Origin of the sequence: Streptomyces sp. NPDC006393, from assembly GCF_040628575.1 — a bacterium.
Classification (GTDB): Bacteria; Actinomycetota; Actinomycetes; order Streptomycetales; family Streptomycetaceae; genus Streptomyces.
This window is the reverse complement of the sequence record NZ_JBEXZD010000007.1, coordinates 66,072-91,753: the sequence shown is the minus strand read 5'-3', so window position 1 is coordinate 91,753 and position 25,682 is coordinate 66,072. Positions and strand designations below refer to the sequence as shown.

The 25,682-nt window shown below is 69.1% G+C and carries 33 protein-coding genes; 1 reads left to right on the top strand and 32 read right to left on the bottom strand.

Translation table 11 applies throughout. The annotated features are described in order from the left end of the window. Positions 1 to 152 precede the first annotated feature (152 nt). The 32 genes from rplO to ABZ484_RS05535 all read right to left on the bottom strand — a co-directional run bounded on the left by rplO (position 153) and on the right by ABZ484_RS05535 (position 24,182). Complete coding sequence (gene rplO, locus ABZ484_RS05690) at positions 153 to 608, bottom strand: 50S ribosomal protein L15 (protein ID WP_030174562.1); 456 nt, start codon at positions 606 to 608, stop codon at positions 153 to 155. Positions 609 to 610: 2 nt separating this feature from the next. Beyond that, positions 611 to 793 (bottom strand): 50S ribosomal protein L30, encoded by a 183-nt coding sequence (gene rpmD / locus ABZ484_RS05685; protein WP_030174559.1) that lies wholly within the window; start codon positions 791 to 793, stop codon positions 611 to 613. A gap of 2 nt (positions 794 to 795) precedes the next feature. Next, on the bottom strand, positions 796 to 1,401 hold the full coding sequence (gene rpsE, locus ABZ484_RS05680; protein ID WP_009190144.1) for a 30S ribosomal protein S5: 606 nt from the start codon (positions 1,399 to 1,401) through the stop codon (positions 796 to 798). 40 nt (positions 1,402 to 1,441) lie between these two features. Continuing rightward, positions 1,442 to 1,825 (bottom strand): 50S ribosomal protein L18, encoded by a 384-nt coding sequence (gene rplR, locus ABZ484_RS05675; RefSeq protein ID WP_019980869.1) that lies wholly within the window; start codon positions 1,823 to 1,825, stop codon positions 1,442 to 1,444. A 3-nt stretch (positions 1,826 to 1,828) separates the two neighbouring features. Next, positions 1,829 to 2,368 (bottom strand): 50S ribosomal protein L6, encoded by a 540-nt coding sequence (gene rplF, locus ABZ484_RS05670; protein WP_358864596.1) that lies wholly within the window; start codon positions 2,366 to 2,368, stop codon positions 1,829 to 1,831. Positions 2,369 to 2,392: 24 nt separating this feature from the next. Continuing rightward, the gene (gene rpsH, locus ABZ484_RS05665; protein WP_009190141.1) at positions 2,393 to 2,791 is read right to left on the bottom strand and encodes a 30S ribosomal protein S8; all 399 of its coding nucleotides are present in this window, start codon (positions 2,789 to 2,791) and stop codon (positions 2,393 to 2,395) included. Positions 2,792 to 3,004: 213 nt separating this feature from the next. After that, complete coding sequence (locus tag ABZ484_RS05660) at positions 3,005 to 3,190, bottom strand: type Z 30S ribosomal protein S14 (RefSeq protein WP_003948630.1); 186 nt, start codon at positions 3,188 to 3,190, stop codon at positions 3,005 to 3,007. A 5-nt stretch (positions 3,191 to 3,195) separates the two neighbouring features. Beyond that, positions 3,196 to 3,753 carry a 50S ribosomal protein L5 gene (rplE, locus tag ABZ484_RS05655; RefSeq protein WP_190181495.1) on the bottom strand — a complete coding sequence of 186 codons (558 nt, stop codon included), beginning with the start codon at positions 3,751 to 3,753 and terminating at the stop codon, positions 3,196 to 3,198. Continuing rightward, entirely contained in the window at positions 3,753 to 4,076 is a 324-nt protein-coding gene (rplX, locus tag ABZ484_RS05650; RefSeq protein ID WP_086726220.1) for a 50S ribosomal protein L24, read from the bottom strand. Before rplX ends, rplE begins: the two co-directional genes overlap by 1 nt. 2 nt (positions 4,077 to 4,078) lie before the next feature. Beyond that, the gene (gene rplN / locus ABZ484_RS05645; RefSeq protein WP_003998823.1) at positions 4,079 to 4,447 is read right to left on the bottom strand and encodes a 50S ribosomal protein L14; all 369 of its coding nucleotides are present in this window, start codon (positions 4,445 to 4,447) and stop codon (positions 4,079 to 4,081) included. Positions 4,448 to 4,547: 100 nt separating this feature from the next. Next, positions 4,548 to 4,832 (bottom strand): 30S ribosomal protein S17, encoded by a 285-nt coding sequence (gene rpsQ, locus ABZ484_RS05640; protein ID WP_018543912.1) that lies wholly within the window; start codon positions 4,830 to 4,832, stop codon positions 4,548 to 4,550. Then, a complete protein-coding gene (gene rpmC, locus ABZ484_RS05635; RefSeq protein ID WP_018564811.1) occupies positions 4,832 to 5,056 on the bottom strand; it encodes a 50S ribosomal protein L29 in 225 nt (74 codons plus the stop codon). Before rpmC ends, rpsQ begins: the two co-directional genes overlap by 1 nt. Then, on the bottom strand, positions 5,056 to 5,475 hold the full coding sequence (gene rplP, locus ABZ484_RS05630) for a 50S ribosomal protein L16 (protein ID WP_358864595.1): 420 nt from the start codon (positions 5,473 to 5,475) through the stop codon (positions 5,056 to 5,058). The genes rpmC and rplP overlap by 1 nt, the downstream gene beginning before the upstream one ends. Before the next feature lie 5 nt (positions 5,476 to 5,480). Continuing rightward, positions 5,481 to 6,311 (bottom strand): 30S ribosomal protein S3, encoded by an 831-nt coding sequence (gene rpsC / locus ABZ484_RS05625; protein WP_030174539.1) that lies wholly within the window; start codon positions 6,309 to 6,311, stop codon positions 5,481 to 5,483. Next, on the bottom strand, positions 6,311 to 6,658 hold the full coding sequence (gene rplV, locus ABZ484_RS05620) for a 50S ribosomal protein L22 (RefSeq protein ID WP_030174537.1): 348 nt from the start codon (positions 6,656 to 6,658) through the stop codon (positions 6,311 to 6,313). Before rplV ends, rpsC begins: the two co-directional genes overlap by 1 nt. Before the next feature lie 43 nt (positions 6,659 to 6,701). Then, entirely contained in the window at positions 6,702 to 6,983 is a 282-nt protein-coding gene (gene rpsS / locus ABZ484_RS05615; RefSeq protein WP_086726223.1) for a 30S ribosomal protein S19, read from the bottom strand. 12 nt (positions 6,984 to 6,995) lie between these two features. Continuing rightward, positions 6,996 to 7,832, bottom strand: coding sequence for a 50S ribosomal protein L2 (gene rplB, locus ABZ484_RS05610; protein WP_355890582.1), 837 nt, complete (start codon positions 7,830 to 7,832; stop codon positions 6,996 to 6,998). A 40-nt stretch (positions 7,833 to 7,872) separates the two neighbouring features. Next, positions 7,873 to 8,292, bottom strand: coding sequence for a 50S ribosomal protein L23 (rplW, locus tag ABZ484_RS05605; protein ID WP_086726225.1), 420 nt, complete (start codon positions 8,290 to 8,292; stop codon positions 7,873 to 7,875). After that, the gene (gene rplD, locus ABZ484_RS05600; RefSeq protein ID WP_306190414.1) at positions 8,292 to 8,951 is read right to left on the bottom strand and encodes a 50S ribosomal protein L4; all 660 of its coding nucleotides are present in this window, start codon (positions 8,949 to 8,951) and stop codon (positions 8,292 to 8,294) included. The genes rplW and rplD overlap by 1 nt, the downstream gene beginning before the upstream one ends. A gap of 8 nt (positions 8,952 to 8,959) precedes the next feature. Further along, positions 8,960 to 9,604 carry a 50S ribosomal protein L3 gene (rplC, locus tag ABZ484_RS05595; RefSeq protein WP_103781446.1) on the bottom strand — a complete coding sequence of 215 codons (645 nt, stop codon included), beginning with the start codon at positions 9,602 to 9,604 and terminating at the stop codon, positions 8,960 to 8,962. Positions 9,605 to 9,620: 16 nt separating this feature from the next. Then, positions 9,621 to 9,929 carry a 30S ribosomal protein S10 gene (gene rpsJ / locus ABZ484_RS05590; RefSeq protein ID WP_003948644.1) on the bottom strand — a complete coding sequence of 103 codons (309 nt, stop codon included), beginning with the start codon at positions 9,927 to 9,929 and terminating at the stop codon, positions 9,621 to 9,623. A gap of 560 nt (positions 9,930 to 10,489) precedes the next feature. Then, complete coding sequence (locus ABZ484_RS05585; RefSeq protein WP_358864634.1) at positions 10,490 to 10,984, bottom strand: adenylyltransferase/cytidyltransferase family protein; 495 nt, start codon at positions 10,982 to 10,984, stop codon at positions 10,490 to 10,492. Next, positions 10,981 to 12,498 carry a fibronectin type III domain-containing protein gene (locus ABZ484_RS05580; RefSeq protein WP_358864594.1) on the bottom strand — a complete coding sequence of 506 codons (1,518 nt, stop codon included), beginning with the start codon at positions 12,496 to 12,498 and terminating at the stop codon, positions 10,981 to 10,983. Before ABZ484_RS05580 ends, ABZ484_RS05585 begins: the two co-directional genes overlap by 4 nt. 111 nt (positions 12,499 to 12,609) lie before the next feature. Continuing rightward, complete coding sequence (locus ABZ484_RS05575; RefSeq protein ID WP_358864593.1) at positions 12,610 to 14,163, bottom strand: oligosaccharide flippase family protein; 1,554 nt, start codon at positions 14,161 to 14,163, stop codon at positions 12,610 to 12,612. Next, positions 14,160 to 15,782 carry a hypothetical protein gene (locus tag ABZ484_RS05570; RefSeq protein ID WP_358864592.1) on the bottom strand — a complete coding sequence of 541 codons (1,623 nt, stop codon included), beginning with the start codon at positions 15,780 to 15,782 and terminating at the stop codon, positions 14,160 to 14,162. Before ABZ484_RS05570 ends, ABZ484_RS05575 begins: the two co-directional genes overlap by 4 nt. Continuing rightward, positions 15,757 to 17,232, bottom strand: a complete 1,476-nt coding sequence (locus ABZ484_RS05565) for a hypothetical protein (RefSeq protein WP_358864591.1) — start codon at positions 17,230 to 17,232, stop codon at positions 15,757 to 15,759. Before ABZ484_RS05565 ends, ABZ484_RS05570 begins: the two co-directional genes overlap by 26 nt. Before the next feature lie 206 nt (positions 17,233 to 17,438). Beyond that, positions 17,439 to 18,647, bottom strand: a complete 1,209-nt coding sequence (locus ABZ484_RS05560; protein ID WP_358864590.1) for a glycosyltransferase family 4 protein — start codon at positions 18,645 to 18,647, stop codon at positions 17,439 to 17,441. A gap of 24 nt (positions 18,648 to 18,671) precedes the next feature. Then, positions 18,672 to 19,652: an NAD-dependent epimerase/dehydratase family protein gene (locus ABZ484_RS05555; protein WP_358864589.1), complete on the bottom strand. Its 981-nt coding sequence runs from the start codon at positions 19,650 to 19,652 to the stop codon at positions 18,672 to 18,674. 554 nt (positions 19,653 to 20,206) lie between these two features. Then, entirely contained in the window at positions 20,207 to 21,331 is a 1,125-nt protein-coding gene (locus ABZ484_RS05550; RefSeq protein WP_358864588.1) for a glycosyltransferase, read from the bottom strand. Next, positions 21,328 to 21,849, bottom strand: a complete 522-nt coding sequence (locus tag ABZ484_RS05545) for a putative colanic acid biosynthesis acetyltransferase (RefSeq protein ID WP_358864587.1) — start codon at positions 21,847 to 21,849, stop codon at positions 21,328 to 21,330. Before ABZ484_RS05545 ends, ABZ484_RS05550 begins: the two co-directional genes overlap by 4 nt. An 8-nt stretch (positions 21,850 to 21,857) precedes the next feature. Beyond that, the gene (locus tag ABZ484_RS05540) at positions 21,858 to 22,562 is read right to left on the bottom strand and encodes a CDP-alcohol phosphatidyltransferase family protein (RefSeq protein ID WP_358864586.1); all 705 of its coding nucleotides are present in this window, start codon (positions 22,560 to 22,562) and stop codon (positions 21,858 to 21,860) included. Between the two features lie 291 nt (positions 22,563 to 22,853). Further along, the gene (locus tag ABZ484_RS05535) at positions 22,854 to 24,182 is read right to left on the bottom strand and encodes a sugar transferase (protein WP_358864585.1); all 1,329 of its coding nucleotides are present in this window, start codon (positions 24,180 to 24,182) and stop codon (positions 22,854 to 22,856) included. A gap of 687 nt (positions 24,183 to 24,869) precedes the next feature. Between ABZ484_RS05535 and ABZ484_RS05530 the strand changes: the two genes are divergently transcribed. Beyond that, entirely contained in the window at positions 24,870 to 25,406 is a 537-nt protein-coding gene (locus tag ABZ484_RS05530) for a hypothetical protein (RefSeq protein ID WP_358864584.1), read from the top strand. The last annotated feature ends 276 nt before the right edge of the window (positions 25,407 to 25,682 follow it).

The window sequence follows — 25,682 nt, the reverse complement described above, 5'->3', positions numbered from 1 at the left end:
GTAAGGGTGACGGTCTTGAGGTTCGACGAAAAGAACAGTGCAGGCCACCTTACCGGCGACACTGCCCCCCTTGGAACGACCAACCGGGGATACCTCATTGTGAGGTATCCCCGGTCGGGATGCTTACGTCATCGAGGAGACGTCCAAGGAAGTCAGACGAGCTCGGTGACGGAACCGCCGGCGGCGGTGATCTTCTCCTTGGCGGAGCCGGAGACGGCGTCCACCGTCACCTGCAGCGCCACGGAGACCTCGCCCTGGCCCAGGACCTTGACCAGGCTGTTCTTGCGAACGGCACCCTTGGCCACCAGGTCCTCGACCGTGACCTCGCCACCCTGCGGGTAGAGCGCGGCCAGCTTGTCGAGGTTCACGACCTGGTACTCGGTCTTGAACGGGTTCTTGAAGCCCTTCAGCTTCGGGAGGCGCATGTGCAGCGGCATCTGGCCGCCCTCGAAGCGCTCCGGAACCTGGTAACGGGCCTTCGTGCCCTTCGTACCACGACCGGCCGTCTTACCCTTCGACGCCTCACCACGACCGACACGGGTCTTGGCGGTCTTGGCGCCGGGGGCCGGACGGAGGTTGTGGATCTTCAGCGGGTTCTGCTCCGCCATGATCAGTCGACCTCCTCGACCGTCACGAGGTGGCGGACGGTGTGCACCATGCCGCGGAACTCGGGACGGTCCTCCTTGACGACCACGTCACCCAGGCGCTTGAGGCCCAGGGAACGCAAGGTGTCGCGGTGGTTCTGCTTGCTGCCGATGTAGGACTTGACCTGCGTGATCTTGAGCTGAGCCATGATTACGCACCTGCCCCGGCACGCGCACGCAGCAGGGCCGCGGGGGCGACGTCCTCGAGCGGCAGACCGCGGCGGGCCGCGATCTCCTCGGGACGCTGCAGGCCCTTGAGGGCCTCCACGGTCGCGTGCACGATGTTGATCGCGTTGTCGGAGCCGAGCGACTTCGACAGCACGTCGTGGATACCGGCGCACTCGAGCACGGCACGCACCGGACCACCGGCGATAACACCGGTACCGGGGGACGCGGGCTTGAGCAGCACGACGCCGGCAGCCTTCTCACCCTGGATCGGGTGCGGGATGGTGCCCTGGATCCGGGGGACCTTGAAGAAGTGCTTCTTGGCCTCCTCAACGCCCTTGGCGATGGCGGCCGGCACCTCCTTGGCCTTGCCGTATCCGACACCCACGGTGCCGTCACCGTCGCCCACCACGACCAGCGCGGTGAAGCTGAAGCGACGACCACCCTTCACAACCTTGGCGACGCGGTTGATCGCGACGACGCGCTCAACGTACGCGGTCTTCTCGGCGGCAGCTGCGCCGCCGTCACGGCCCTTCCGGTCCCGCCGCTCGCCGCCACCGGCACCGCCACCGCGGCGCTGGGGTCCAGCCATTGGAATTACCTCTCTCTGTTTCCGCTAGCTCGGAACCGGCTCAGAACTTCAGGCCGGCTTCGCGGGCGGCGTCCGCCAGGGCGGCGATGCGCCCGGCGTACTGGTTGCCACCACGGTCGAACACGACGGCCTCGACACCGGCGGCCTTGGCACGCTCGGCGACCAGGGCGCCGACCTGCTTGGCCTGCGCGGACTTGTCGCCCTCGCCACCGCGGATCGACGTGTCCAGCGTGGACGCCGACGCCAGGGTGTGGCCCTTGAGGTCGTCGATCACCTGCGCCACGATGTGGCGGTTGGAGCGGGTCACGACCAGACGGGGACGCTCCGCCGTACCGGAGATCCGCTTGCGGATCCGGATGTGACGGCGCTTGATCGCGGCGCGCTTGTAGGCGTCGCCCTTGAGGATCTTCTGCCCGTATGCCATGGCTTACTTACCCGCCTTTCCGACCTTGCGGCGGATGACTTCGCCCTCGTACTTGACGCCCTTGGCCTTGTACGGGTCGGGCTTGCGCAGCTTGCGGATGTTGGCCGCAACCTCGCCGACCTTCTGCTTGTCGATGCCCTCGACCGAGAAGCGGGTGGGAGCCTCCACCTTGAAGGTGATGCCCTCGGGCGCCTCGACGGTGATCGGGTGGCTGTAGCCCAGCGCGAACTCGAGGTTCGAGCCCTTGGCCGTCACGCGGTAACCGACACCGCTGATCTCGAGCTTCTTCACGTAACCCTGGGTCACGCCGGTGATCATGTTCGCCACCAGCGTGCGGGACAGGCCGTGGAGAGCCTTGTTCTGACGCTCGTCGTTGGGGCGGGTCACCTGCAGGGTGCCGTCCTCGCCCTTGACGACCTCGATCGGCGCCGCAACGGTGTGGGTCAGCGAGCCCTTGGGGCCCTTGACCGAGACCGTACGGCCGTCGATGGTGACGTCCACGCCGGCGGGAACCGCGATGGGGAGCTTGCCGATGCGCGACATAGCTGTTTCCTCCGTTCCCTTCCGTTACCAGACGTAGGCGAGGACTTCCCCACCCACGCCCTTCTTGCCGGCCTGCTTGTCGGTGAGGAGCCCGTGCGACGTGGAGATGATCGCCACGCCGAGGCCGCCGAGCACCTTCGGCAGGTTGGTGGACTTCGCGTACACCCGGAGACCGGGCTTGGAGATCCGCTTGATGCCCGCGATGGAGCGCTCACGGTTCGGGCCGTACTTCAGCTCGAGAACGAGGTTCTTGCCGACCTCGGCGTCCTCGGTCTTCCAGCCCGTGATGAAGCCCTCCTGCTGGAGGATCTCCGCGATGTGCGACTTGATCTTCGAGTGCGGCATGGTCACGGTGTCGTGGTATGCCGAGTTCGCGTTCCGCAGACGCGTGAGCATGTCTGCGATCGGATCAGTCATGGTCATGAATTGGCCTTCGGCCTCTCTCGCCGGGGTTTCCTGGTGCGCCATCCCTCTCCCCGATCCGAGACGGGACGGGTGCGGCGCGGTGGACCTACGGCGTAGTAAGTCGTACGGGCGGCGACAGACGCCCAACCCCACAAGCCTAAGGCATGTGAGCTGGGCGTCTGTCCGCCCTATCTACTTACCGAGAGCTTCCGGAACCCCTCAAACGGGGGATTACCAGGAGCTCTTGGTCACGCCCGGCAGCTCGCCACGGTGAGCCATCTCACGAAGGCACACGCGGCAGAGGCCGAACTTGCGGTACACGGAGTGCGGACGGCCGCAGCGCTGGCAGCGCGTGTAGCCACGCACACCGAACTTGGGCTTGCGAGCAGCCTTAGCGATCAGAGCCTTCTTCGCCATCTCGCTCACGCCTCCTTGAACGGGAAGCCGAGGTGACGAAGGAGCGCGCGGCCCTCAGCGTCGTTGGTCGCCGTGGTGACCACGGTGATGTCCATACCCCGGACGCGGTCGATCTTGTCCTGGTCGATCTCGTGGAACATGACCTGCTCCGTGAGACCGAAGGTGTAGTTGCCACGGCCGTCGAACTGCTTGGGGGACAGGCCGCGGAAGTCGCGGATGCGCGGCAGCGCGAGCGACAGGGTGCGGTCCAGGAACTCCCACATGCGGTCGCCACGGAGCGTGACGTGGGCACCGATCGGCTGACCCTCACGCAGCTTGAACTGCGCGATGGACTTGCGGGCCTTGGTGACCGCCGGCTTCTGGCCGGTGATCGTGGTGAGGTCGCGGATGGCGCCCTCGATCAGCTTGGAGTCGCGGGCGGCGTCGCCCACACCCATGTTGACCACGATCTTGACGAGGCCCGGGATCTGCATGACGTTCTCGTACTTGAACTCGTCACGCAGCTTGGGGGCGATCTCGTCGCGGTACTTCTGCTTCAGACGCGGGGAAGTGGTGGTAGCCATCAGATGTCCTCACCCGTCCGCTTGGCAACGCGGATCTTGTTGCCTTCGTCGTCGAAGCGGTAACCGACGCGGGTCACGACCTTCTGCCCGTCCTTCTCCACGACCAGCTGGACGTTGGAGACGTGGATCGGGGCCTCGGTGGTGACGATGCCGCCGGCCTGCGAACCGCTGGCGGTCGGCCCGGCCTTGGTGTGCTTCTTGACCCGGTTGACACCCTCGACCAGGACGCGCTCCTCGCGCGGGTAAGCGGCAATGACCTTGCCCTGCTTGCCCTTGTCCTTGCCGGTGATGACCTGGACCAGGTCGCCCTTCTTGATCTTCATGCTCACAGCACCTCCGGCGCGAGGGAGATGATCTTCATGAACTTCTTCTCGCGCAGCTCACGGCCGACGGGGCCGAAGATACGGGTGCCACGAGGGTCGCCGTCGTTCTTCAGAATGACGGCGGCGTTCTCGTCGAAGCGGATGTACGAGCCGTCCGGACGGCGGCGCTCCTTGACGGTGCGAACGATGACCGCCTTGACGACGTCACCCTTCTTCACGTTGCCACCGGGGATCGCGTCCTTGACGGTGGCGACGATGACGTCACCGATGCCCGCGTAGCGGCGACCGGAGCCACCGAGCACACGGATGCAAAGGATCTCCTTCGCACCAGTGTTGTCGGCGACACGCAGTCGCGACTCCTGCTGGATCACGTCTATCTCCTGTTTGTCTGCCGGTTCCCCGGGGGCCGCTCGAGCGAGCGGCCCCCGGAGCCTGGCGGAACTGTCCTGCGAGGGATGCCCCGCAGGAGACTTACTTGGCCTTCTCGAGGATCTCGACGACGCGCCAGCGCTTCGTCGCGGACAGCGGCCGGGTCTCCATCAGGAGGACGCGGTCGCCGACACCCGCGGCGTTCTGCTCGTCGTGCGCCTTGAGCTTGTTGGTACGGCGGATGACCTTGCCGTACAGCGCGTGCTTCACGCGGTCCTCGACGGCGACGACGACGGTCTTGTCCATCTTGTCGCTGACGACGAGACCCTCACGGGTCTTGCGGAAGCCACGGGCCTCTGCGTTCTCAGTCACGTTCTTCTCGCTCATCAGGCGTTCTCCACCGTTTCGATGCCCAGCTCACGCTCGCGCATCAGGGTGTAGATCCGCGCGATGTCCTTGCGGACCGCCTTCAGACGGCCGTGGTTCTCGAGCTGACCGGTCGCCGCCTGGAAGCGGAGATTGAACAGCTCTTCCTTGGCCTCGCGGAGCTTGCCCAGAAGCTCCTCGTTGCCCAGCTCGCGCAGCTCGGACGCCTTGGTACCGGCCGACATCACGCTTCACCTGCCTCGCGCTTGACGATCCGGCACTTCATCGGCAGCTTGTGGGCCGCACGAAGCAGCGCCTCACGGGCGATCTTCTCGTTGGGGTACGACAGCTCGAACATCACGCGTCCGGGCTTGACGTTCGCGACCCACCACTCCGGGGAACCCTTACCGGAACCCATGCGGGTCTCGGCCGGCTTCTTGGTGAGGGGGCGGTCCGGGTAGATGTTGATCCAGACCTTGCCGCCACGCTTGATGTGACGGGTCATGGCGATACGAGCCGCCTCGATCTGGCGGTTCGTCACGTACGCCGGGGTCAGCGCCTGGATGCCGTACTCGCCGAACGCAACCTGCGTTCCACCCTTGGACATACCGTTGCGCTTCGGGTGGTGCTGCTTGCGGTGCTTGACCCTACGGGGGATCAGCATGTCGGTCAGGCCTCCGTTCCGGTGCTCTCAGCCGGAGCGGCAGCGGCCGGAGCCTCGGCCTTGGGGGCCTCGGCGGCCGGAGCCTGCTGCTGCTGCGGCTTGCGACCGCGCCGCTCGCCACCACGGCCACCACGGGCCGGGCGCTCACCGGCGCCGCGCGACGGGCGCTGACCCGCGCGGGCGGCGGCGTTCTCGGCGCGGACCTCGGCGATGTTCTTGACGTCGCCCTTGTAGATCCAGACCTTCACACCGATGCGGCCGAAGGTCGTCTTGGCCTCGAAGAAGCCGTAGTCCACGTTCGCGCGGAGCGTGTGCAGGGGCACGCGGCCCTCGCGGTAGAACTCCGAGCGGGACATCTCGGCGCCGCCGAGGCGGCCGCCGCACTGGATCTTGATGCCCTTGGCGCCCGCCTTCATCGCCGACTGCATGCTCTTGCGCATGGCGCGGCGGAAGGAGACGCGGGAGGAGAGCTGCTCGGCGACGGCCTGGGCAACCAGCTGAGCGTCGGTCTCGGGGTTCTTGACCTCGAGGATGTTCAGCTGGACCTGCTTGCCGGTGAGCTTCTCGAGGTCGCCGCGGATGCGGTCGGCCTCGGCGCCACGGCGGCCGATGACGATGCCCGGACGAGCGGTGTGGATGTCCACACGCACGCGGTCACGGGTGCGCTCGATCTCCACCTTGGAGATGCCGGCGCGCTCCATGCCGGACGTCATCATCCGACGGATGGCGACGTCTTCCTTGACGTAGTCCTTGTACAGCTTGTCGGCGTACCAACGCGACTTGAAGTCGGTCGTGACACCGAGCCGGAACCCGTGCGGGTTTACCTTCTGGCCCATTACCGGGTTCCTTCCTTGCTGCTGACGACCACGGTGATGTGGCTGGTCCGCTTGCGGATCCGGTAGGCACGGCCCTGGGCGCGCGGCCGGAACCGCTTCAGGGTCGGGCCCTCGTCGACGTACGCCTCGGAGACGTAGAGGCTGTCGGCGTCGGTGTGGTCGTAGTTGTGCGCGGCGTTGGCGATGGCGCTGTCGAGCACCTTGCCGACCGGCACGGAGGCTGCCTGCGGAGCGAATCGCAGAACAGCCTGGGCCTCCGTGGCGTCCATGCCACGGATGAGGTCCACCACGCGGCGGGCCTTCATGGGCGTGACGCGGATGTACCGCGCCTGGGCCCTGGCTTCCATGGTTGTCCCTTCAGTTACTTACGTGTCTGAATGCGATCCGCTGCTAGCGGCGCTTCGACTTCCGGTCTTCCTTGACGTGACCCCGGAAGGTGCGCGTCGGCGAGAACTCGCCGAGCTTGTGGCCGACCATGGACTCGGTGACGAACACCGGGATGTGGGTCTTGCCGTTGTGCACCGCGATCGTGTGGCCCAGCATCGCCGGGACGATCATCGAGCGACGGGACCAGGTCTTGATGACGTTCTTGGTGCCGGCTTCGTTCTGTACGTCCACCTTCTTCATCAGGTGGTCGTCGACGAAAGGCCCCTTCTTCAAGCTACGAGGCATCTCAACCCGTCCTTAGCGCTTCTTGTTCGTCTTGCGGCGGCGGACGATGTACTTGTTGCTCGCCTTCTTGGGAGCACGAGTACGACCTTCCTTCTGACCCCAGGGGCTGACCGGGTGGCGGCCACCCGAGGTCTTGCCCTCACCACCACCGTGGGGGTGGTCAACCGGGTTCATCGCCACACCGCGAACGGTCGGGCGGACGCCCAGCCAGCGCTTGCGGCCGGCCTTGCCCCAGTTGATGTTGCTCTGCTCGGCGTTGCCGACCTCGCCGACGGTGGCGCGGCAGCGCACGTCGACCAGGCGGATCTCGCCGGAGGGCATGCGGAGGTGGGCCATCGAGCCCTCCTTCGCGAGCAGCTGCACGGAGGCACCGGCGGAGCGGGCGAACTTGGCGCCGCCGCCCGGACGGAGCTCGATCGCGTGCAGCGTCGTACCGACCGGGATGTTGCGGAGGGCCAGGTTGTTGCCCGGCTTGATGTCGGCCCCGGGACCGTTCTCGACGCGGTCGCCCTGCGACAGGCCACGCGGCGCGAGGATGTAGCGCTTCTCGCCGTCCGCGTAGTGCAGCAGCGCGATGCGCGCGGTGCGGTTGGGGTCGTACTCGATGTGCGCGACCTTCGCCGGCACGCCGTCCTTGTCGTGACGACGGAAGTCGATCACGCGGTAGGCGCGCTTGTGTCCGCCACCCTGGTGGCGAACGGTCACACGACCGGAATTGTTACGGCCGCCCTTGCTGTGCAGGGGACGGACCAGCGACTTCTCCGGCGTGGACCGCGTGACCTCGACGAAGTCGGCGACGCTGGCGCCACGACGGCCAGGAGTCGTCGGCTTGTACTTGCGGATACCCATTTCTCAGTCCTCGTCCGATATCGGACGATCCGGACCGCCGTCAGGCGGTCGGACCGCCGAAGATGTCGATACGGTCGCCCTCGGCGAGGGTCACGATCGCGCGCTTGGTGGCGGCGCGCTGGCCGAAGCCGGTGCGGGTCCGCTTGCGCTTGCCCTGGCGGTTGATCGTGTTGACCCCGGTGACCTTGACCTCGAAGACCGCCTGGACGGCCTCCTTGATCTGGGTCTTGTTGGCACGCGGGTCGACGATGAACGTGTACTTGTTCTCGTCGAGGAGCGCGTAGCTCTTCTCCGAGACGACCGGCTTGACCAGGACGTCACGGGGGTCCGTGTACGACTTGCTCAGCGGGGTCTCGACGGTGTTCTTGCCCTCGGCGGCGTGACGGCGCGCCTTGGCGACGCGCGCGGCCTTGGCGGCCTTGGCCGCCTTGGAGGCGATGGAGGGGTGACGCGTAGCCATCAGGCCTCGCTCCCTTCGGTGTCGTTGGCCTTGTTCGGGCCGGCGACGAAGGACTCGAAAGCGGCCTTGGTGAAGACCACGTCGTCCGAGACGAGAACGTCGTACGTGTTCAGCTGGCCCGGCTCCAGGATGTGGACCTGGGGCAGGTTGCGGGCGGACAGCCACGCGGCCTCGTCGGCGCGGTCGACGACCAGGAGCAGGTTCTTGCGCTCCGAGATCTTGCCGAACAGCGTCCGGGCGGCCTTGGTGGAGGCGGTCTCACCCTCGACCACGCCGGTGACGACGTGGATGCGGTTGTGGCGGGCCCGGTCGGTGAGGGCGTGGCGCAGGGCCGCGGCCTTCATCTTCTTCGGGGTCCGCTGCGAGTAGTCGCGCGGCACGGGACCGTGCACGACGCCACCACCGGCGAACTGCGGCGCGCGGGTCGAACCCTGGCGGGCGCGACCGGTGCCCTTCTGGCGGTACGGCTTCTTGCCACCGCCGCGGACCTCGCCGCGGGTCTTGGTCTTGTGCGTGCCCTGACGGGCGGCGGCCAGCTGCGCGACGACGACCTGGTGGATCAGCGGAACGCTGACCTTCTCAACGCCGAAGATCTCCGCGGGGAGCTCGACGGAACCGGCCTTCTCGCCCGCCGGCGAAAGGATGTCAACAGTGCTCATCGGTTACCTCAGGCCCCCTTGGCCGCGGTGCGGACCAGGACGAGGCCGCCGTTCGGACCGGGAACCGCGCCCTTGATGAGCAGCAGACCCTTCTCCGCGTCAACGGCGTGGACGGTCAGGTTCTGGGTGGTGACCCGCTCGTTGCCCATGCGACCCGCCATGCGGAGGCCCTTGAACACACGGCCCGGGGTGGCGCAGCCACCGATGGAACCGGGAGAGCGGTGCTTGCGCTGGGTGCCGTGACCGGCGCCGAGGCCACCGAAGTTGTGACGCTTCATGACACCGGCGAAGCCCTTGCCCTTGCTCTTGCCGGTGACGTCGACCTTCACGCCGGCCTCGAACACCTCGGCGGTGATCTCCTGGCCCAGCGTGTACTCGGAGGCGTCCGCGGTGCGGATCTCGACGAGGTGACGACGGGGGGTGACGTCGGCCTTGGCGAAGTGACCCTTGAGGGGCTTGTTCACCTTGCGCGGGTCGATCTCGCCGAAGGCGATCTGGACCGACTCGTAGCCGTCGACGTCGTTCGTACGAACCTGGGTCACGACGTTGGGGCCGGCCTTGACGACGGTGACCGGAACAACACGGTTGTTCTCGTCCCACACCTGCGTCATGCCGAGCTTCTCGCCCAGGATGCCCTTGATCTGCTTAGCCATTCTCAGCCCACCAGCCTCAGAGCTTGATCTCGATGTCGACACCGGCCGGCAGGTCGAGTCGCATCAGAGAGTCAACGGTCTTGGGGGTCGGGTCGAGAATGTCGATCAGGCGCTTGTGCGTGCGCATCTCGAAGTGCTCGCGCGAGTCCTTGTACTTGTGCGGCGACTTGATGACGCAGTACACGTTCTTCTCAGTGGGCAGCGGCACCGGGCCCGCGACCGACGCACCGGTACGGGTCACCGTCTCGACGATCTTCTTCGCCGAGGAGTCGATGACCTCGTGGTCGTAGGCCTTGAGCCGGATGCGGATCTTCTGTCCCGCCATGGCTACTTCGTAGTCCTGTCTCTTCTCACGCTCTGGAACCCGGTGTTTCCCTGGTTTCCCTTGGCTCTCGCCGACCCACGCGGTCGGGCGTGTCGCGCTCCCGCTGACACAGATGTCCCTTGTTCGAACATCCCTGCGTGGGAGTGCGGCCCGTCCGGAACCGCGGGACCGGGAGTACGCGTCCGTCCTGCCGACGCGTGGCCCACCGGGCGCCTGGCCGGTGCCGCGCCCACGCTTCCCGGAAGATTCCCGTACGTCCGCCCCAGCGCTGCCGTGAGGCAGTTAGGGCGACGAGTACTGTGGGACTCGCTTCCGGTCCTCCCGGCGGGAGGCGCGCAGCATCAACACTCGACCGAGCAACTCGGACAGTCTGCCATAGGCGACGGCAGGCTGGCCAATCGAGCCGTAGAGATTACCCCGGGAGGGGAAGAGGTCAAACGGAACCCAGCGCCACGGGCGCCGGCCGGCACGCCGAAGCGGCGGACGGGAGGGTTCCGGTCCGCCGCTTCGGGTCGCTGTGGGGTCGGTGCGCGCCCGTGTGGCCCGCTTCCCGCTCGGTCCTAGTCCGGGAGACTCCTGCGCGCCGACACTTCTGCCGCCGGGGAGAGGATCTCGGGTCCGGAGGGGTCACGCGGGGCCAGGACGCGGAGCGCGTCGCGCAGGAGGGTGCTCGAGGTGTGCGCGGTGTAGGGGAAGTAGACGACGTCCACGCCGATCTTCGTCAGCTCGGTCTCGAGGCTGGTCCAGACGTCCGTGCCGAGCCAGTCGTCGCCCTTGAAGATCACGTCGAAACCGAGCTGCCTCCATGCCTCGATCTTGTCGTTCACCAGGGCGACGAAGGTCCCGTCCACGTAGCGCACGCTGCGGACGATCTCCAGCCGCTCGGCGAGCGGCACCACGGGCGGCCGGCCCTTCAGGCGTACCACCAGTTCGTCCGAGCAGACACCCGCGATCAGCCGGTCGCAGTGTTCCCGGGCCCGGCGCAGGATGTTGAGGTGCCCCACGTGGAAGAGGTCGAAGACCCCTGGCGCGTACCCGACGCGTTCTCCCATCAGTGCTCCCCCGCCGACCGCTTCGTGGCGAGAGCGGTCACCTCGGCCGCCGGGGACTTCGGCGAGGTGTTCTCGCCGTCGCTGACGGTGATCGTGTAGCTGTGGCGGGAGCCGGGGGTGACGGAGTCCGTGTACGTCATGTCCGGACGGTCCCACTCGGCCGACTTCTTCCTGATCGAGGTCACGAGGGCGCCGTCGCGGTAGATCCGGTAGGTCAGCTCCGCGTCGTCCCGGTCCCAGGCGGCACGCCAGGTGAGCGTGACCTTGCCGGCTCCTTGGCTCTTGGCCGCGAGCCGGGGAGCGGCTTCCGGGGCGCTGCCGCGGCCACCGGTCCCGAAGCGCGTCAGACCCTGCTGGGGCTTGCCGTTGACCTTGGTGAACTCGCCGCCCGCCCAGAGGATGCCGCCCGCCATCACGAGTGCCCGGGGGCCGACCTTCTCGCCGATCCCCTCGTTGGTGTTGGGGAACCAGTGCAGGATGCGGCTGTCACGCACCGACTGGGCCAGGAGGTGCCGGCGGGGTCCGTCGGGGAAGCCCCCCGGTGTGACGGCGCAGTAGTGGGCGTGGGATCCGCTGTAGAGGATTCCGTCGTACACGATGACGGACTGCGTGGCGCCCTGGCAGACGTCCTTCCAGATCATCTTGCCGTCGGACAGGCGGCCGGCGATGCGCCCGTCGAAGACGCCGGTCCCGCTTCCCTCGGCGCCGAGATAGAAGCCGGTGGCGTCGCGTGCCAGTGACTTCACCACCGACCGGGACGGCAGCCAGTCCGGGAACGAGGTCACGGTCGAACCGGTCTTCGGGTCCAGGGCGATCAGTGCCTGCTCCGGCTCGCCGTTGACGTGGTGGAAGTCGCCGCCGACGATGACCTTTCCGTACTCGGGCGCGGCCACGACGGCCCGGACCGGCAGGTCGATGTCCGCCTTGAAGGGCAGCAGTGCGCCGCTGCGGGTGAACGAGGCGATCCTGCTCCTGGTCCGGCCGTCCACGGCCTTGAAGTCGCCGCCCAGGTACACCTCGCTGTCGGTGGTGTCGATGGCCCGGACGGTGCCCCCCATGGCAGGGCGGAAGTCCTTGCGCAGCGCGCAGCCGTCCGTGTCGAGCGCGACGGCATCGGCCGCCTTGCCGCCGTCGACCCGGTCGAACGATCCCCCGACGTACAGCACCTTGCCGTCACGCGACGCCTTCAGTGCCCGTACCCCCTCGTCGCTCCCGGTGAAGGAGTGGGCGCAGGGCAGCAACCGGCCGGTGGCGGCGTCGAACGCGGCGAAGTTCTTCCGGGCGACCTCCCTCTCGCCGGGCTCGGCGCCCGGCGGGCGCACGCTGTCGAAGGCGCCGCCGACGTACACGACCCCGCGTGCGTACTCGACGGACCAGACGACGCCGTCCGTCTGCCATGTCGCCAACGGATCGGCGGTCACGGTCTTCGCGTCGCGTGCCTCGGAGCCGAAAGCCGACGTGAAGGAAGCGGCCCCGAGGAGGACGACGGCAGAGGCCGTGGTGACGGCTCTCGACATGTTTTTTCTCAGGCGCATGGAACATCCCGGGTTGAGGGGTGCGGATGGTGAGACGGGAAGAGCGGGAAGAAGAGCGGGAAGAGGTGGAGCGGTCCTGGTTCCGGGACCGCCTCATGGGGCACGTCTGCGCAGCACGCCGACGAGTTCGAGGACTCCCAGCGGCGCGCGAAAACGCCACACGCTTGCTCCGAGGAGGCACGCCGCCAGGACGATCCCGACGGTGAGCCCCAGCGGGGTGTCGCCGGCCAGCAGCCTGGCGGGAAGGGCCAGAGAGGCCGTGAGACACAGACCGGCGCCGGTCGCGGCGAGGTATCCGCGGTCGATGGTCGTGAACCCCGGATTGCGCCGCACCAGGGCGGCTGCCACGAGGTTCTCCACGACGATGGCCGCGCCCCAGGACAGGGCGGCTCCCAGGACGCCCAGCGGGGGCACGGCGAGGACGCCGACGATCACCTGCACCGCGAACGCGGCGCCCGTCACCGCGAGATGCCATGAGCTCTTGCCGGCCATGAGCAGCACCGTCTGCGCGTTGCCGACGCCGATGTTGATCGCCGATGCGACGCAGAGCACGACCAGGGCTCCCGCCCCTCTGACGAAGTCCGGTCCGAAGAGGGAGAGGACCGTGCCGGGGAAGCTCGCGAGCACCACGTACATCGGCCAGGAGAACAGCGCGATCCACCGGGTCGAGATGCGGTGCAGATCGCGCGCCTGCCGGACCTCGCCCAGGGCGAGCAGGCGGCTGATCCGGGGTGACACGGCCCTGCGGATGGCGAGCTGGAGCAGCAGGCCCGCGACGATGACACGGGTGATGGCCGCGTAGATGCCCGCTTCCTCGGTCGTGGCCAGCGCCGACAGCAGGATGACGCCCACCCAGACCGCGCTGATGTCGAAGACGGAGGAGACGGCGCGCGGCGCGGCGAACGCCCAGAAGTGCCGGGCGACGACGGCTACCTCGTCCTCCGGCGGGCATCTGTGGCGCGCGCGGCACCGGCGCAGCGCGCGCCAGGCGGCGAAGAGACCGGCCAGCGAGGGGAGCAGCCAGGCCGCGGCCAGGCTCAGCACGCTCGGCGTGGCGAACAGGACCGTGACCGCCAGCAGCACGCGCAGTACCGGCTTGCCGATCTGCTCGACCTCGATGAACGGGCGCACGGTGCCGTAGCCCTGGCTCGCGGCGAGCAGGATGAAGCTGATGGTCGCCACGGGGAGGAACACCGCGTACAGCCGGACCAGGGTGACCGCGTCGTGCGGTGCCAGGCTCGGCAGCAGTGAGGTGTCCACCGAAGGGGACAGCAACAGCAGCGCGGCGGCCGCTGTGCTCGTCACGGCACCCGGGACCAGGGCGGTGCGCAGGAGCCCTCTCGCCTGCCGGCCGCCACCGGTGGCCACGTCGCGGGAGACGAAGCGGACCAGCCCTGTGTCGGCGCCGAGCTTGCAGACGTTGCTGAGGATGGTGAAGACGGCGACCCCGGTGAACACCGCTCCCGCCCCGTGCGCTCCCAGGGCGCGGGTGACCAGGGCGACGAAGGCGTACGCGAAGACGGCGCCGGCCAGCGCGCCCAGGAAGCCCCACCACCCGCCTCGCGCGGTTGCCGCGACGTCCGCCGTGACGTCGCCGCGCGCCGCGTGCCCGCCCGTGAGGGGCAGGGCCGTTCCGGAGGCGCTCATCGGGACGTGGTGAGTGTGTCGTCCTGGGCGGGGGAGCCGTGCTGCGGCTGGGACGGCTTCTCGTCCTGTGTCGCTCCGTCGGCGTGCTGGGCGGGGGCGGGCACTTCGGTGCCCGGGGCGGGCACGGCCGGCCTCTTGGCCGGGGCCAGCTCGTGCAGCAGGCGGAACCGGTCGCCGCGCTCCGTACCGGTGTCGAGCACCGCGCCGACGATGCGCCCGCCGGAGCAGTCGATGAGCTCGCGAACCCGCCGGAGGTCGTCGCGCCTGGTGTGGTCTCCGCCGATCACGAGAACGCCGTCCACGCGCTGGGCGACCGCGAGACCGTCGGTGTGCTCCAGCAGCGGGCGGGTGACCACGAGCGCCGACAGTCCGGCGTCCACGCACGTCAGCGCGCGGGCCGCCGTGGCGGGCTCCTGGCCGTCGCCGGGCGCGGTACCGCGCCTGTCGGGGCGGACCGTGAACCGCCCGGCGGCGCCCGCGTCGACGACGACCCGGTCGCCGGAAGCGTCGGCGGCGTCCGTCACCAGCGGCAGCCGTGCCGAGACGCCGGGTGTCCCCGCGGTCGCGTCGACCAGGACCACGTCGTCACCGAACTCGGCGAAGGCGGCGGCGAGATTGACCGCGGCGGCCTCGGCGTTCGGGTCCTGCTTCGGCGCCACGACGAGGAGGGTGGTGCCCGCCGGGTGGCCCTCGCCGTGCCTGAGGCGGAAGGCCAGTGTCCGGTAGGCCTCCGCACGGCTGCCGTCGGCCCGGCCGACGTGCAGCGGCTCGTCCGGTGTGCCGGGGCCGGGGAGGATGCCCAGCACCGGGGCGCCCAGCGCGGCTTGGACCTCGCCGACCGAGCGCACCCGCGGTTCGAGGGCGGACCGCAGCCAGGCGAGCACGATGCCCGCGAGCAGACCGCTCAGCAGGCCGAGGCCGATGAGCCAGGCGGGGCCGGGTCCCGAGGGCCGCTTCGGCGGCTCGGCCCTGCGCACGATCTCGCCCGCGCTGGTGTCGTAGGACCTGATGTCCGAGTACCGCTTCTGCAGTGCGTTCAACTGGTCGCGCCGGCTCGCCGCCGCGGCGGTGTCGTCCTTCGCGGTGCTCTGCTTCCTGAGCTCGGTGATCTGCTGCTGCAGCCCGCTCGTCATCCGCTGCGCGGCGGCCTCGGTCCTGGCCTTGCGATCGGCGAGATACGCCTCGGCGAACGCGTTGGTCACCTGGGCCACCTGCTGCGGGATGCCCCCCGTGTACTCGAACCTGAGGACCTGGGTGCGCGGCGGGTTCGTGACGCGCAGGTCCTTCAGCAGCGTCGCGGCACGGGAGGGTTCGCCCAGCGTCGTCGCCGCACGGGCAGCGACGGTGGCGCTGGCGGCGATCTGCCGCTCCGTGCCCATGCTCACCTGGCTGTCGACGGACACGCCGAACGTGCTGAACGGGTCGGTCGTCGAGCGGACGAGTACCTCGCTGGTGGAGGTGTACGTGCCCGCACGCATCACCGTCAGCAGCAGTCCGCCCAGCAGCCCCAGCACGATGCCCGCCGCGATGGTCGTGCGGTACCTCAGCAGCTGGCGCAGTTGGTCGCGGAGCCCGTCCGGTTCGCCGTACCGGTCATCGAAGCTGGTGGGGCTGGTCACGATTGCCTCCTGTTCCGGGGATTGGTACGTGGCCCGCGGTCTCGTACGGCGGTGCCGGCGAGAGGGACCGGGCCGACCGGGCGGCGCGGCCGGTGATGAGGAGTGGAATGGTCAGCAGGAGCAGGAGCGGTCCCGCGACGGCCATCAGGCCACCGCGCAGGACGACGATCTGGTAGAAGGCGAACCCCGGGACCAGAAGTGCCGCCAGCGTGGCCCGCTTTCCGGCCAGCCTTTCCCGGATGTGGTCCATACGGGCGCCGACCGCACCCAGCAGGCAGAAGACGGCGATCACGGAGGGAATCCCCGCCCACAGGTATGCCTCGATCCACAGCGGCGCCGAAAGGTTCTTGAAGTCGTAGCCCGCGTACTCGGCGAGCCGGGCGCCGGTGTCCACCGGTTTGTCGGGCCACATGGTGCGCGGGACCATGAACAGAACGGGGCCGAGCGCGGACGAGGGGGAGAAGCCGGTGTCCCGTGCGTAGTCGATGCCGGTCTGCATCTGCTGAAAGGCGTCGTAGTCCATGCCGCCGGTGAACTGTTCCGCCAGGGCGACCACATGGACGGGTTCACGTTGGTCGTAACGGAAGTAGTTGCCGTACGGGAAGACGAGCAGCACGACGGCCGTGACCGCCGCTGCGGCGAGACGGCAGGCCTGCGGGCGGCTGAACCGACTCGACGCGAAGAGCAGCGTCAGCAGCACGGTTCCGGACCAGAAACGCGGCTTGCTGATCGGGTTGTTGACGACCAGGTTGATCGCGACGACGAGCGGGAGCAGGATCCAGCGAAAGCGGCGCAGCACCTGATCGCGGGCCGGCCGGCGGGGCAGGTGCACCAGGGCCACCATGGCCCAGAAGGCGGCGACGGCCACGGCCCAGATGAGCAGCGTCCGCCCGGTGCCCGTGGCCGAGCCCGTTTCGGGGTCGATCGCGGCGCCGCTCTCCCGCACCGCCTGCCTGCTGGTGAAGAAGGCGTCCCAGCCTCCCTGCCGGGGGATCAGCAGGACCGCGAGGACGACCGCCAGGCCGCTGAGGAGCAGCACGGGTACGGGGACCAGTGAGCGGGACAGCAGCGGTTCGAGCAGTACCGACCGGCGACGGACGCGGTTCGCCGCGAGTGCGGCCCCCGCGCTGTAGGCGAGCAGACCCAGTTCGGTCAGGGCGACCGTGGCGAAGGCGGTGGCCTGCCCGGTGCGGTAGCCGAGCGGGTAGGTGTCGGTGGCCAGCATGGCCAGTGGCGCCAGTCCCAGCCACACATAGGCGAACAGCCAGAAGCCGAGGGCGACGAGCCGCACCGAGGCGCTGGTGAGCACCCGGGTGAGCGCCCCGCCGGTGTGTGCCACGACGACACATTGCAGGGCGAGTGCCGCGCCGAAACGGACGCCCGGGCTCAGTAGAACGAGGCCGGGCAGCAGACCGATGAGTACGACGGCGTAGCCGCAGGCGGCAGCCACGCGCCGTTCTTGACCGCTCCGCACCGGCACCCCTCATTGGGTCGAGCAAATAGTGACAAATAATCGCTAATGAGTTATAGCTCACATATCAGATTTCCAGGCGCCGTCATGGGGCGTTTCGCCGAAAGATGGCGCGGGCTTTGTCTCCGGAGCGGGCCGGCCCTACGGCCGGTCAGCCGTCGGGGCGGCCCGCGCGCACGGGCCGGTCAGGCTCCAAAACGGCCGCGACGCACGGCGCCCGCCAGAATCTCCTCGAACCGCGAGGCGCACCCCTCCAGGGCGAACTCCCGTTCGGCCAGCGCCCGGCTCTCCTTGCCCAGCGACTCCGCGCGCTCGGCGTCGTCCAGGATCTCGCGGACCCACCTGGCCGCGTCGTCCAGTGAGGACTCCCGCGGGGGGAGGACCACCGAGCCGGCCTGGCGGATCAGTTCGGCCGCCGGATTGTCCGCCGGCATCAGACCCAGCACCGGCCGTCCCGCGCACAGATAGGACAGCGTCTTCGACGGCACCGAGAACTCTCCGGCGTCGTCCGCCAGCAGCACGACCAGCACATCGCCCGTACCCAGCACCTCGGGCAGCCGCTCGTAGGGCTGGAAGGGCAGCAGGGTGAGAGCGACGTTCCGCGCGGCGGCGGCCTTCTGGACGACCGGGACGGCGGGACCTTCGTTGATGACGACGAGACGAACCTGTTCACCCAGCTCGCGCAGCCGCTCGGCCAGCCGCACAAGCAGGACGGGGTTGTGCTTGAGGCCGAGGGTGCCCGAGTACAGCAGGGTCCTGACTTCGGCAAGGCCGTGTTCCGCCGCCCACGCGTTGCGACGGGCGGCGGGGACGATCTCGTCCAGCGGCGCCCAGTTGGGAATGACGGTGACCTTGCCGGCGGTGCCCCACTCCTGATGGACCCGCACGAAGGAGTCGGCGATCACCACGATCGCCGCCGCGCGTCGTGCCGCCCACTTCTCGCCCTGCTCGAAGATCCGGGCGGCGACGCCCATCAGCCTGGAGATCCCGGCCGCGGCGAAGCGCTTGAGGGCGATGGCGGTGACGTCCTGGTGCCACAGCACCCACGGGACGCCCGACGCTCCGAGAACCACCGCGGCCATGACGAGCATCGGGACCGGCAGGTTCCCGAGCAAGGCCACGTCCGGTCTCTCGCGCCGGACCTGACGGGCCAACTCGCGTCCCAGCCGCGCCTCCTGGAAGAGGCGGCGGACATAGGCGTCCTTCTTCAGCGCGCGGCCCTCGCCGATCGTGACGAAGCGGAGACCGCGGGCCGCGCCGTGCGCGAGGTCGCCCTTCCCGGAGACGTACGCCGCGCAGGTGGAGTGCACGACCTCGTGACCGCGGCGCGCCAGCTCGCGGCTGAGCTGGGCCTGGAACGGGTGGCCGCTGTAGTCGTGGACGAAGATCCTCATCGGACGGTCTCCGGCCGGCCCCGGTCAGCCACGGGCGCGCTTGACCTGGTCGTAGACCCAGGCGTAGGTCTTCTCCAGGCCGTCGGCGAGCGCGATCGACGGCTCCCAGCCGTAGAGCTCCTGGATCAGACCGTTGTCGGAGTTGCGGCCGCGCACGCCCTGCGGCGCGTCCGTCTGGTACTTGCGCTCGCAGCGGATGCCCGCGATGTCCTCGACGAGGCCGACCAACTGGTTGATCGTGACCAGCTCGGAGGAACCGAGGTTCACGGGGGCGCTGCTGTCACCGTTCATGATCATCCGGGTGCCGTGCAGGCAGTCGTCGATGTACATGAAGGAACGGGTCTGCTGCCCGTCGCCCCAGATGTCGATCCGGTGGTCACCGGAGAGGGCGGCCTCGGCGATCTTGCGGCACACGGCCGCCGGGGCCTTCTCGCGGCCTCCGCTCCAAGTGCCCTGAGGGCCGTACACGTTGTGATAGCGCGCGACGCGGCAGGCGAATCCGTAGTCCTCCTCGAAGTGGCGGCACATGCGCTCGGAGAACAGCTTCTCCCAGCCGTAGCCGTCCTCGGGCTGGGCCGGATACGCGTCCGCCTCCTTCAGCGGGGTGACGTTCGTGGCGCTCTGCTTGGCGGCGGCGTACACACACGCGGAGGAGGAGTAGAAGTAGCGCTCCACGCCGGCCTCGTGCGCGGCCTTGAGCATGTGGGTGCTGGTCAGCACCGACAGCATGCAGGCGGCCCTGTTGTTCTCGATGAAGCCCATGCCGCCCATGTCGGCGGCCAGCATGTAGACCTGCCCGGCGTCCCGGACGGCCGCGCGGGCGTGGTCGAGGAGCGACAGATCGGCCACGACGTTCTCGGCGGCGGGGTGCACCTGGTGCCATTCGTGCCGCGGCTTGATGTCGACACAGCGGACCGTCCGCCCCTCGGCCAGAAGGCCGGCGACGAGGTGCCCTCCGATGAATCCCCCGCCTCCGGCGACGACTACGTCCACGCACCTGCTCATGGCTGCTCCTCCAGACACCTGGGATCTGATGTGCACCGAGCCGCTCTTCGACTGCTCAAGGCGGCGGCCCGGCCTCGGCGGTCACAGGGACCCGCCCGGTAAGTTACGCACTGTTTGTCCGCATTCGCGCGATACGCCGCGCCCTGTCCTGCCTCAAGCCAGCTGATGCATCCGTCTGGAGTCCTGCCGTCGACCGGAGTCCCGCCGTCAACGGGCTCCGGGCATCAGCACACCTCGAACCACAGCGACGAGGGGAAGACGACACCCGGTGCGAGACGCGGGAAGACCTCGAGTGCCATGCAGGGCCTGCGCCTCGATGTAGCCGCATCCGGGGCCGAGCCGTCCCGACTCCTCGAAGACCGCATTTCCTCGGTATTCGTCGACAAAAGGCGTGCACACCGGGAGACGGGAAGAGGCGCGCCACAATTACCGCTTGAGCAGCCGCTTCACCCGCCGCCGAACATGCAATGCCTTCCGGCTGTTTCTCATGCCGGTCAAATTATCCCGAGGCGGCGATCGACCAGTTCGGACACACCGGAGCCCGGCCGGGTGGTTCACGAGTATTCAGGATCGCGATAGATCTCTTCGAGCCGGGCGGCCACCGTATGAATGGAGAAGACCTCTGCGACGGCACGGTGGCCCGCCTCCACCAGGGCGGCGCGCCGCCCCTCGTCGGTCAGCACCTCGCACACCGCGTCGGCCAGGGCACGCGGACTGCCGTCGGTGACGATCGCCGCGCCCCGGCGTGCCAGCTCGTCGGCGATCCTGCAACCGTCGGTGCACACCACCGGGGTGCCTGCCGACAGCGCCTCGAGCAAGGCCATGGGGAACGCCTCGCTCACACTCGGCAGTACGTAGACGGCCGCCCGCGCCTGGACGCGTAGTGCTTCGGCGTGCGTCAGCGCCCCGCCGTAGCGTACGAACTCCCCCAGGCGCCCGCCGGCGATGAGCCGGAGCACCGACCTCAGCGATCCCCCGTCCGCTCCGAACAGGGTGAACCGCGCGTCCGGCACCTTGTGGTGCACCAGTTCGGCCATCCGGACGAACGCCTCCGGGCGCTTGTGCGGGTGCAGCCGGGCGAGGAAGAGCACCTGACGGCCGTGCCGCCGGTGCCGTGGCACCGTCCCGCCGCGGTCCGGCCGTACCCCGTTGGGCAGCCTGAGCAGCGGCGGCCCCGCGGGGCCGATGACCTCGGCCACGGCCCGGTGCTCCCGTTCGGTGAGGACCAGGCAGCCCCGTGCCCGCCGCAACAGGGGGACGTAGAGGCGGTCGAAGAGCCGGGCGACGGCCCCGCGGCGGGACTCGACCATGCCGTGCGTCTGCGCGAAGAACCTCTTGCGGCGCAGCACGGCCACGGCGAGCGCCGTCAGGGACACCAGGTCGCGTCCCGCGTGGATGTGCACCACATCGGCTCCGCCCATGCAGCGCCACAGGTCCCTGACCAGGAGCGGGTGCATGAGTCCGGTGACACCCCCCGGGAGCAGCGCGCGCGCCGGGCGCGTCCGCAGCGGTACCGAGCCGACGCGTTCCGGCGCCCGGGACCTGCCGCGCCACAGGGACACCAAAGTGACCTCGTGGCCGCGCGCGGCGCACTCCTCCAGTTGCCCTGTCGCCACGCTCGTCGGCCCGCCGTACGCTCCGTCGTCGCTGACGAGCGTCACCACATGGACGATCCTCACGCCGCGCCTCCGGTCGTGACGACCGCGCCGGGGGCGACGTCGTGGTGGGCGACCGACGCGGCACCCACCACCGCGCCCCGGCCCACGGTGACGCCCCTCAGCACCACGGCCCGCGCGGCGATCCAGGCACCGGGCTCCAGGCGAATGGGCGCGTTGTCGAACTCGAATGTCCTGCTGCGACGTTGGTGGCTCCCGGTGCACAACAACGCGCCCTGGGAGACGCAGACATCGCTGCCGATCGTGATGGGCTCGAGGTTCAGCAGCCAGGCACCCTCGCCGATCCACACGTCGTCGCCGACCGCCAGCCGCCAGGGCCAGTGCACCCGCACCCCGTGACGGATCAGCACCCGCTGTCCGACCCGGGCTCCGAAGGCCCGCAGCAGAGCCGGCCGCCATCTGGCCGGGAACCACCATTTGACGAAGGCGAGATGGAGAACGGCGAACCATACGGCCTGGACGAGCAATGGGCGGCCCTTGTCGTAACCCGCTCCGGTGAATCCCCTCAGGGAACGCTCCATGACCGCCATCAGGACAGCTCCCGGAACCATTTGACGAGAAAGGCGGGTACGAGGACCACGTGAGCCGCGAGCAGCGAAAGGTAGAGCGCGAGGAACAGCCTCCGGTCTCCCAGGAACAGGAAGATCAGGCAGAGCAGGCCGTAGTCCACGGGCAGCAGCGCCATGCCGCGTACGGCGGAGGCCGGCCGCGTCGGACGGGCGTGCTCACCTGCCCCTCGGGCTCTGAGCTGTTGCGTCAGCATTCCGCCGAAGAACAGCAGGACCGCGGCGGACTGGAAGGCGATCGGGGCCAGCAGCAGGGCCGGCCGCGGCCGGTCGGAGAACCGGTAGAGCGAGACCAGCACCGCGGCGTGGATGCCCAGCAGCTTCGCGCAGTCCACCACGTGGTCCATCCACTCCCCGGACCGGCTGGCCGACCGTTTCAGCCGTGCCAGTTGGCCGTCCGCGGAGTCGAGCGCGAATCCGGCGAGCAGCGCGACGGCGACCCAGCACCCGAGCGCGGGCGTCGGACGGTGAAGCGCCACGGCGGCGACGGCCGCCAGGGTGACCACTCCGCTGGCGGCGGTCACGTGGTTGGGTGAGAGCCCCATACGGTGTGCCGTCGCCGCGAGCAGTCTGCCGGCCGGCCGATTGACGAACCGTGTGTAGGCGGGAACGCCCGAGGCGGGCTTCTGCACCTTCGCCAGCTGCCTCACGACAGTGGAGAAGTCCACTGTCCGAACCTCGTCCATGAACGGGCGGAATGATTGCCCCCGGCCGGGGTTCTCAGTGACGTCCATGCGCGAGGACTCCGAAATTCGACAGGCGAAGGCAATTCGCCATGGTGGAGGTCATTGGGCGAAAGTAAGCACCTTGTCCTGCCCCACCGAATTCGACAGGCAGGCTTGTCGTGAATTCCACCCGATCGGCCACGAAATCCACGGCTGACCAGCAGATTTCGTGAGCGATCGGCACAGCCGCGCCGGCACGGCGCGCGGGCTCCCGTTCGGCCGTCGGCGGCGGCCTCAGTAGGCGCCACGTCCGTCCAGGACGGCGCGGAGGGTGCGGGCCATGACCGTCATGTCCAGGGTCCAGGACCAGTTGTCCACGTACCGCAGGTCGAGGGAGACGGTCTCGTGCCAGGTCAGATCGGACCGTCCGCTCACCTGCCAGAGCCCCGTGAGACCCGGTTTGACGCTCAGCCGGCGCATCTCCACCTGGTCGTAACGGGCGACCTCTTCGGGCAGCGGCGGACGGGGGCCCACAAGAGACATGTGGCCGAGCAGGACATTGACCAGTTGGGGAAGTTCGTCCAGCGAGTAACGCCGGAGGAAACGGCCGACCGCGGTGACCCGTGGATCCCGGCGCAGCTTGAACATGTGGCCGTCGTTCTCGTTCGCCGCCGCCAGGTCGCTCTTCATCCGGTCCGCGTCCACCACCATGGTCCGGAACTTCCACAGCGGAAAGGGCCTGTTGTGCCGGCCGATGCGCGTCTGGCGGTAGATGACCGGCCCCGGCGAGCCCATGCGCACCGCGATCGCCAGCAGTGCGAACAGCGGCGCCAGCACGACGAGAAGGACCAGCGCGCCGAGCCGGTCCATGGCGTCCTTCAGAAACGTCGGCAGCCCGCGTCGCACCGGCGGTGCGATGTGCAGCAGGGTGAGGCCGGCCGCCGAGGTGAGCCGGATCCTGCGCCGGGCCACCTCGATGACGCCCGGCAGGACCATCAGCGGACAGCCCCGGTCGTGCAGGGTCCACGACAGACGCCGAAGCCGGCTCCCGGACATGTGCCTGCCGGTCGCCACGAAGAACAGGTCGACACCGAGCGCCCCGGCGGCCTCGCGCACCGCCGAGGCGTCCTCCTCGAGTCCGGCCGGCTCGTCGGCGCGCAGGCGGCCGCACACCCGTACGCCGGACAGCACGTCGCCGTCGCCCACCACACACGCTCCGACGACCACATAGCCGTGGTCGGTCCGCTCGGCGAGCTGTCCGACCACGGCGTCCACCGCCCCGGCCTCACCGATGACGAAGACGCGCCGAAGCGCCCGCGCGTCGCGGCGCGCGGCCAGCACACTGCGGTGCACCGCCTTGCGGCCGGCCAGAGTGGCGATCAGCGACGGGCACAGCGCGGCGAGCGGGACGGCGGGTGCGCCACCGAGGCCGGACACGGTGCGCAGCACGGCCAGCGAGCCGAGCAGCACCGACCAGTCACGTACGAGCGGTCCGACCGGTGCGGCCTCGTCCCACCCCCACGGGGCGTACCGCCCGCCGGCGAAGCCCATGAGCAGCCAGACGGTGCTGATCACCACCGCCTGGCGCACGGGGTGGGGCTCTCCGATCACCGAGAACGTCACCGCCGCCGGCAGCATCGCGCCGGCGGCGTCCGCACAGACCGCGACCGCCGTATGGCGCCTGAATCTCCGGCCTGTGCGCGAGGACGCCCGGTGCGCCGTGAGAGATGCCGCCTGCCATGACGCCGCACTGGTGGACTCCCGCATGTTCTCCCCTGAGACCCCGTACGAAACGCAGGGCGCGCCCGCAATGGCGCCGATGAGAAGCCGGCGCACGCGCCTCATGCGATGGTGATATCAACCATTACACAGCTATGTCCTACTTTCGGGATTTACCACCACGTAAAGCCGCCGGGCACGGACGAAGGAGTGACGGGGCGAGTGGGCGATGCCGCCGCGCGGGCGGAGGCACCACTCGGGCGCCGGGTCCTGGTGTGGCGAAGCCCTGCAAACCGCCGATGTGAGCTGGCATATGACGCTCCATCAGACAGTTCCGGCAGGCAATCCCTGACCAGGGAAAGGCGGCGTCAGAACGGCGCCCTTCACCTTCCCGGCCTCATTTGAAGCCCGAATGGCGTAGGAAAAGGAGTCGTAAAACGCGATTGCGGGCCAGTCATGCAAATGTCTTCACGCCCGACGGCGGGTGGGTGTTCCCAGCTCGAACGCCTGATGGAAAGGGCGCGAGTGTCCGCGAGGGTGAGATCCGGTACCCGAGGTCTGGTACCCAAGAAACAAGGAGGACTGCTCGTTATGCGAGTAGCTACCCGAGAGAAGACCCAGTCGCGACTGAAGGCGTGGGGGGCCCGGCTCGCCGGGGCCGGCGTGGCCGCGGCCATGGCGGTCGGCGTCGCCGCCAGCCCGGCGCTGGCCGCGGCGGTGACCCCGGTTCTTCTGCCGAACCAGAACCCGCCCCAGGAGTGCCCCGACACCGCGATCAACCCGGTCGCGCTCAGGGTGTTCCCCAGCGCCACCAACCCGCAGCAATTCCTCGTTCCCATCCCCAACGACGGAAACGGCTCAATCACCGTCACGTTCAGCCAGGTCATGGGTGCAGACCCCAACACCCAGGTCGCCTTCACGACCTCCGGTGGCGTCGCGGTCAGCCAGGTCACCGTCAAGGGCGGGGACAACGCCAACCGCTACTTCTACAACGCCCAGACGGGCTTCCCCAACGGCCTCGCGATGGACTCGGGACTCATCTCCCCGCTCAACAATGGCGGCCAGCTCCCCACCATCAGCCACGTCGACTTCTGCTTCGTCGAGAGCCCGTACAACGGCGGTGCCTGACAGCACCGGGGGCCGGACCCGCTGGACCGGCCCCACCAGCGGCGGCGTGAACAGGTTCACGGGCCCGCCGTCGCACAAGGGCCGGAGGTCCGGGGCATCCCGGGCCTCCGGCCCTTGTGCATGGCATCCGTGGGTACCGCGTCAAGGGGCCCGTGTCGTAGTCACGCACGGACGGGCGGCAGTTGAGTACGCCTACTCATGCCGGCCCGCACCGGCTTGAGGACGATGGGCAGTGCCGGCGTACGGACGACGGCACGGGGACCCGGGAGGCGCGGC

Bases quoted from the DNA above. Each gene is read 5' to 3' on its own strand.
- rplO (WP_030174562.1), bottom strand. From the start codon at position 608: ATGGCGGAGCAGAACCCGCTGAAGATCCACAACCTCCGTCCGGCCCCC.
- rpmD (WP_030174559.1), bottom strand. From the start codon at position 793: ATGGCTCAGCTCAAGATCACGCAGGTCAAGTCCTACATCGGCAGCAAG.
- rpsE (WP_009190144.1), bottom strand. From the start codon at position 1,401: ATGGCTGGACCCCAGCGCCGCGGTGGCGGTGCCGGTGGCGGCGAGCGG.
- rplR (WP_019980869.1), bottom strand. From the start codon at position 1,825: ATGGCATACGGGCAGAAGATCCTCAAGGGCGACGCCTACAAGCGCGCC.
- rplF (WP_358864596.1), bottom strand. From the start codon at position 2,368: ATGTCGCGCATCGGCAAGCTCCCCATCGCGGTTCCCGCCGGCGTGGAC.
- rpsH (WP_009190141.1), bottom strand. From the start codon at position 2,791: ATGACCATGACTGATCCGATCGCAGACATGCTCACGCGTCTGCGGAAC.
- ABZ484_RS05660 (WP_003948630.1), bottom strand. From the start codon at position 3,190: ATGGCGAAGAAGGCTCTGATCGCTAAGGCTGCTCGCAAGCCCAAGTTC.
- rplE (WP_190181495.1), bottom strand. From the start codon at position 3,753: ATGGCTACCACCACTTCCCCGCGTCTGAAGCAGAAGTACCGCGACGAG.
- rplX (WP_086726220.1), bottom strand. From the start codon at position 4,076: ATGAAGATCAAGAAGGGCGACCTGGTCCAGGTCATCACCGGCAAGGAC.
- rpsQ (WP_018543912.1), bottom strand. From the start codon at position 4,832: ATGAGCGAGAAGAACGTGACTGAGAACGCAGAGGCCCGTGGCTTCCGC.
- rpmC (WP_018564811.1), bottom strand. From the start codon at position 5,056: ATGTCGGCCGGTACCAAGGCGTCCGAGCTGCGCGAGCTGGGCAACGAG.
- rplP (WP_358864595.1), bottom strand. From the start codon at position 5,475: ATGCTGATCCCCCGTAGGGTCAAGCACCGCAAGCAGCACCACCCGAAG.
- rpsC (WP_030174539.1), bottom strand. From the start codon at position 6,311: ATGGGCCAGAAGGTAAACCCGCACGGGTTCCGGCTCGGTGTCACGACC.
- rplV (WP_030174537.1), bottom strand. From the start codon at position 6,658: ATGGAAGCCAGGGCCCAGGCGCGGTACATCCGCGTCACGCCCATGAAG.
- rpsS (WP_086726223.1), bottom strand. From the start codon at position 6,983: ATGCCTCGTAGCTTGAAGAAGGGGCCTTTCGTCGACGACCACCTGATG.
- rplB (WP_355890582.1), bottom strand. From the start codon at position 7,832: ATGGGTATCCGCAAGTACAAGCCGACGACTCCTGGCCGTCGTGGCGCC.
- rplW (WP_086726225.1), bottom strand. From the start codon at position 8,292: ATGGCTACGCGTCACCCCTCCATCGCCTCCAAGGCGGCCAAGGCCGCC.
- rplD (WP_306190414.1), bottom strand. From the start codon at position 8,951: ATGAGCACTGTTGACATCCTTTCGCCGGCGGGCGAGAAGGCCGGTTCC.
- rplC (WP_103781446.1), bottom strand. From the start codon at position 9,604: ATGGCTAAGCAGATCAAGGGCATCCTGGGCGAGAAGCTCGGCATGACG.
- rpsJ (WP_003948644.1), bottom strand. From the start codon at position 9,929: ATGGCGGGACAGAAGATCCGCATCCGGCTCAAGGCCTACGACCACGAG.
- ABZ484_RS05580 (WP_358864594.1), bottom strand. From the start codon at position 12,498: ATGTCGAGAGCCGTCACCACGGCCTCTGCCGTCGTCCTCCTCGGGGCC.
- ABZ484_RS05575 (WP_358864593.1), bottom strand. From the start codon at position 14,163: ATGAGCGCCTCCGGAACGGCCCTGCCCCTCACGGGCGGGCACGCGGCG.
- ABZ484_RS05560 (WP_358864590.1), bottom strand. From the start codon at position 18,647: ATGAGGATCTTCGTCCACGACTACAGCGGCCACCCGTTCCAGGCCCAG.
- ABZ484_RS05555 (WP_358864589.1), bottom strand. From the start codon at position 19,652: ATGAGCAGGTGCGTGGACGTAGTCGTCGCCGGAGGCGGGGGATTCATC.
- ABZ484_RS05545 (WP_358864587.1), bottom strand. From the start codon at position 21,849: ATGGAGCGTTCCCTGAGGGGATTCACCGGAGCGGGTTACGACAAGGGC.
- ABZ484_RS05530 (WP_358864584.1), top strand. From the start codon at position 24,870: ATGCGAGTAGCTACCCGAGAGAAGACCCAGTCGCGACTGAAGGCGTGG.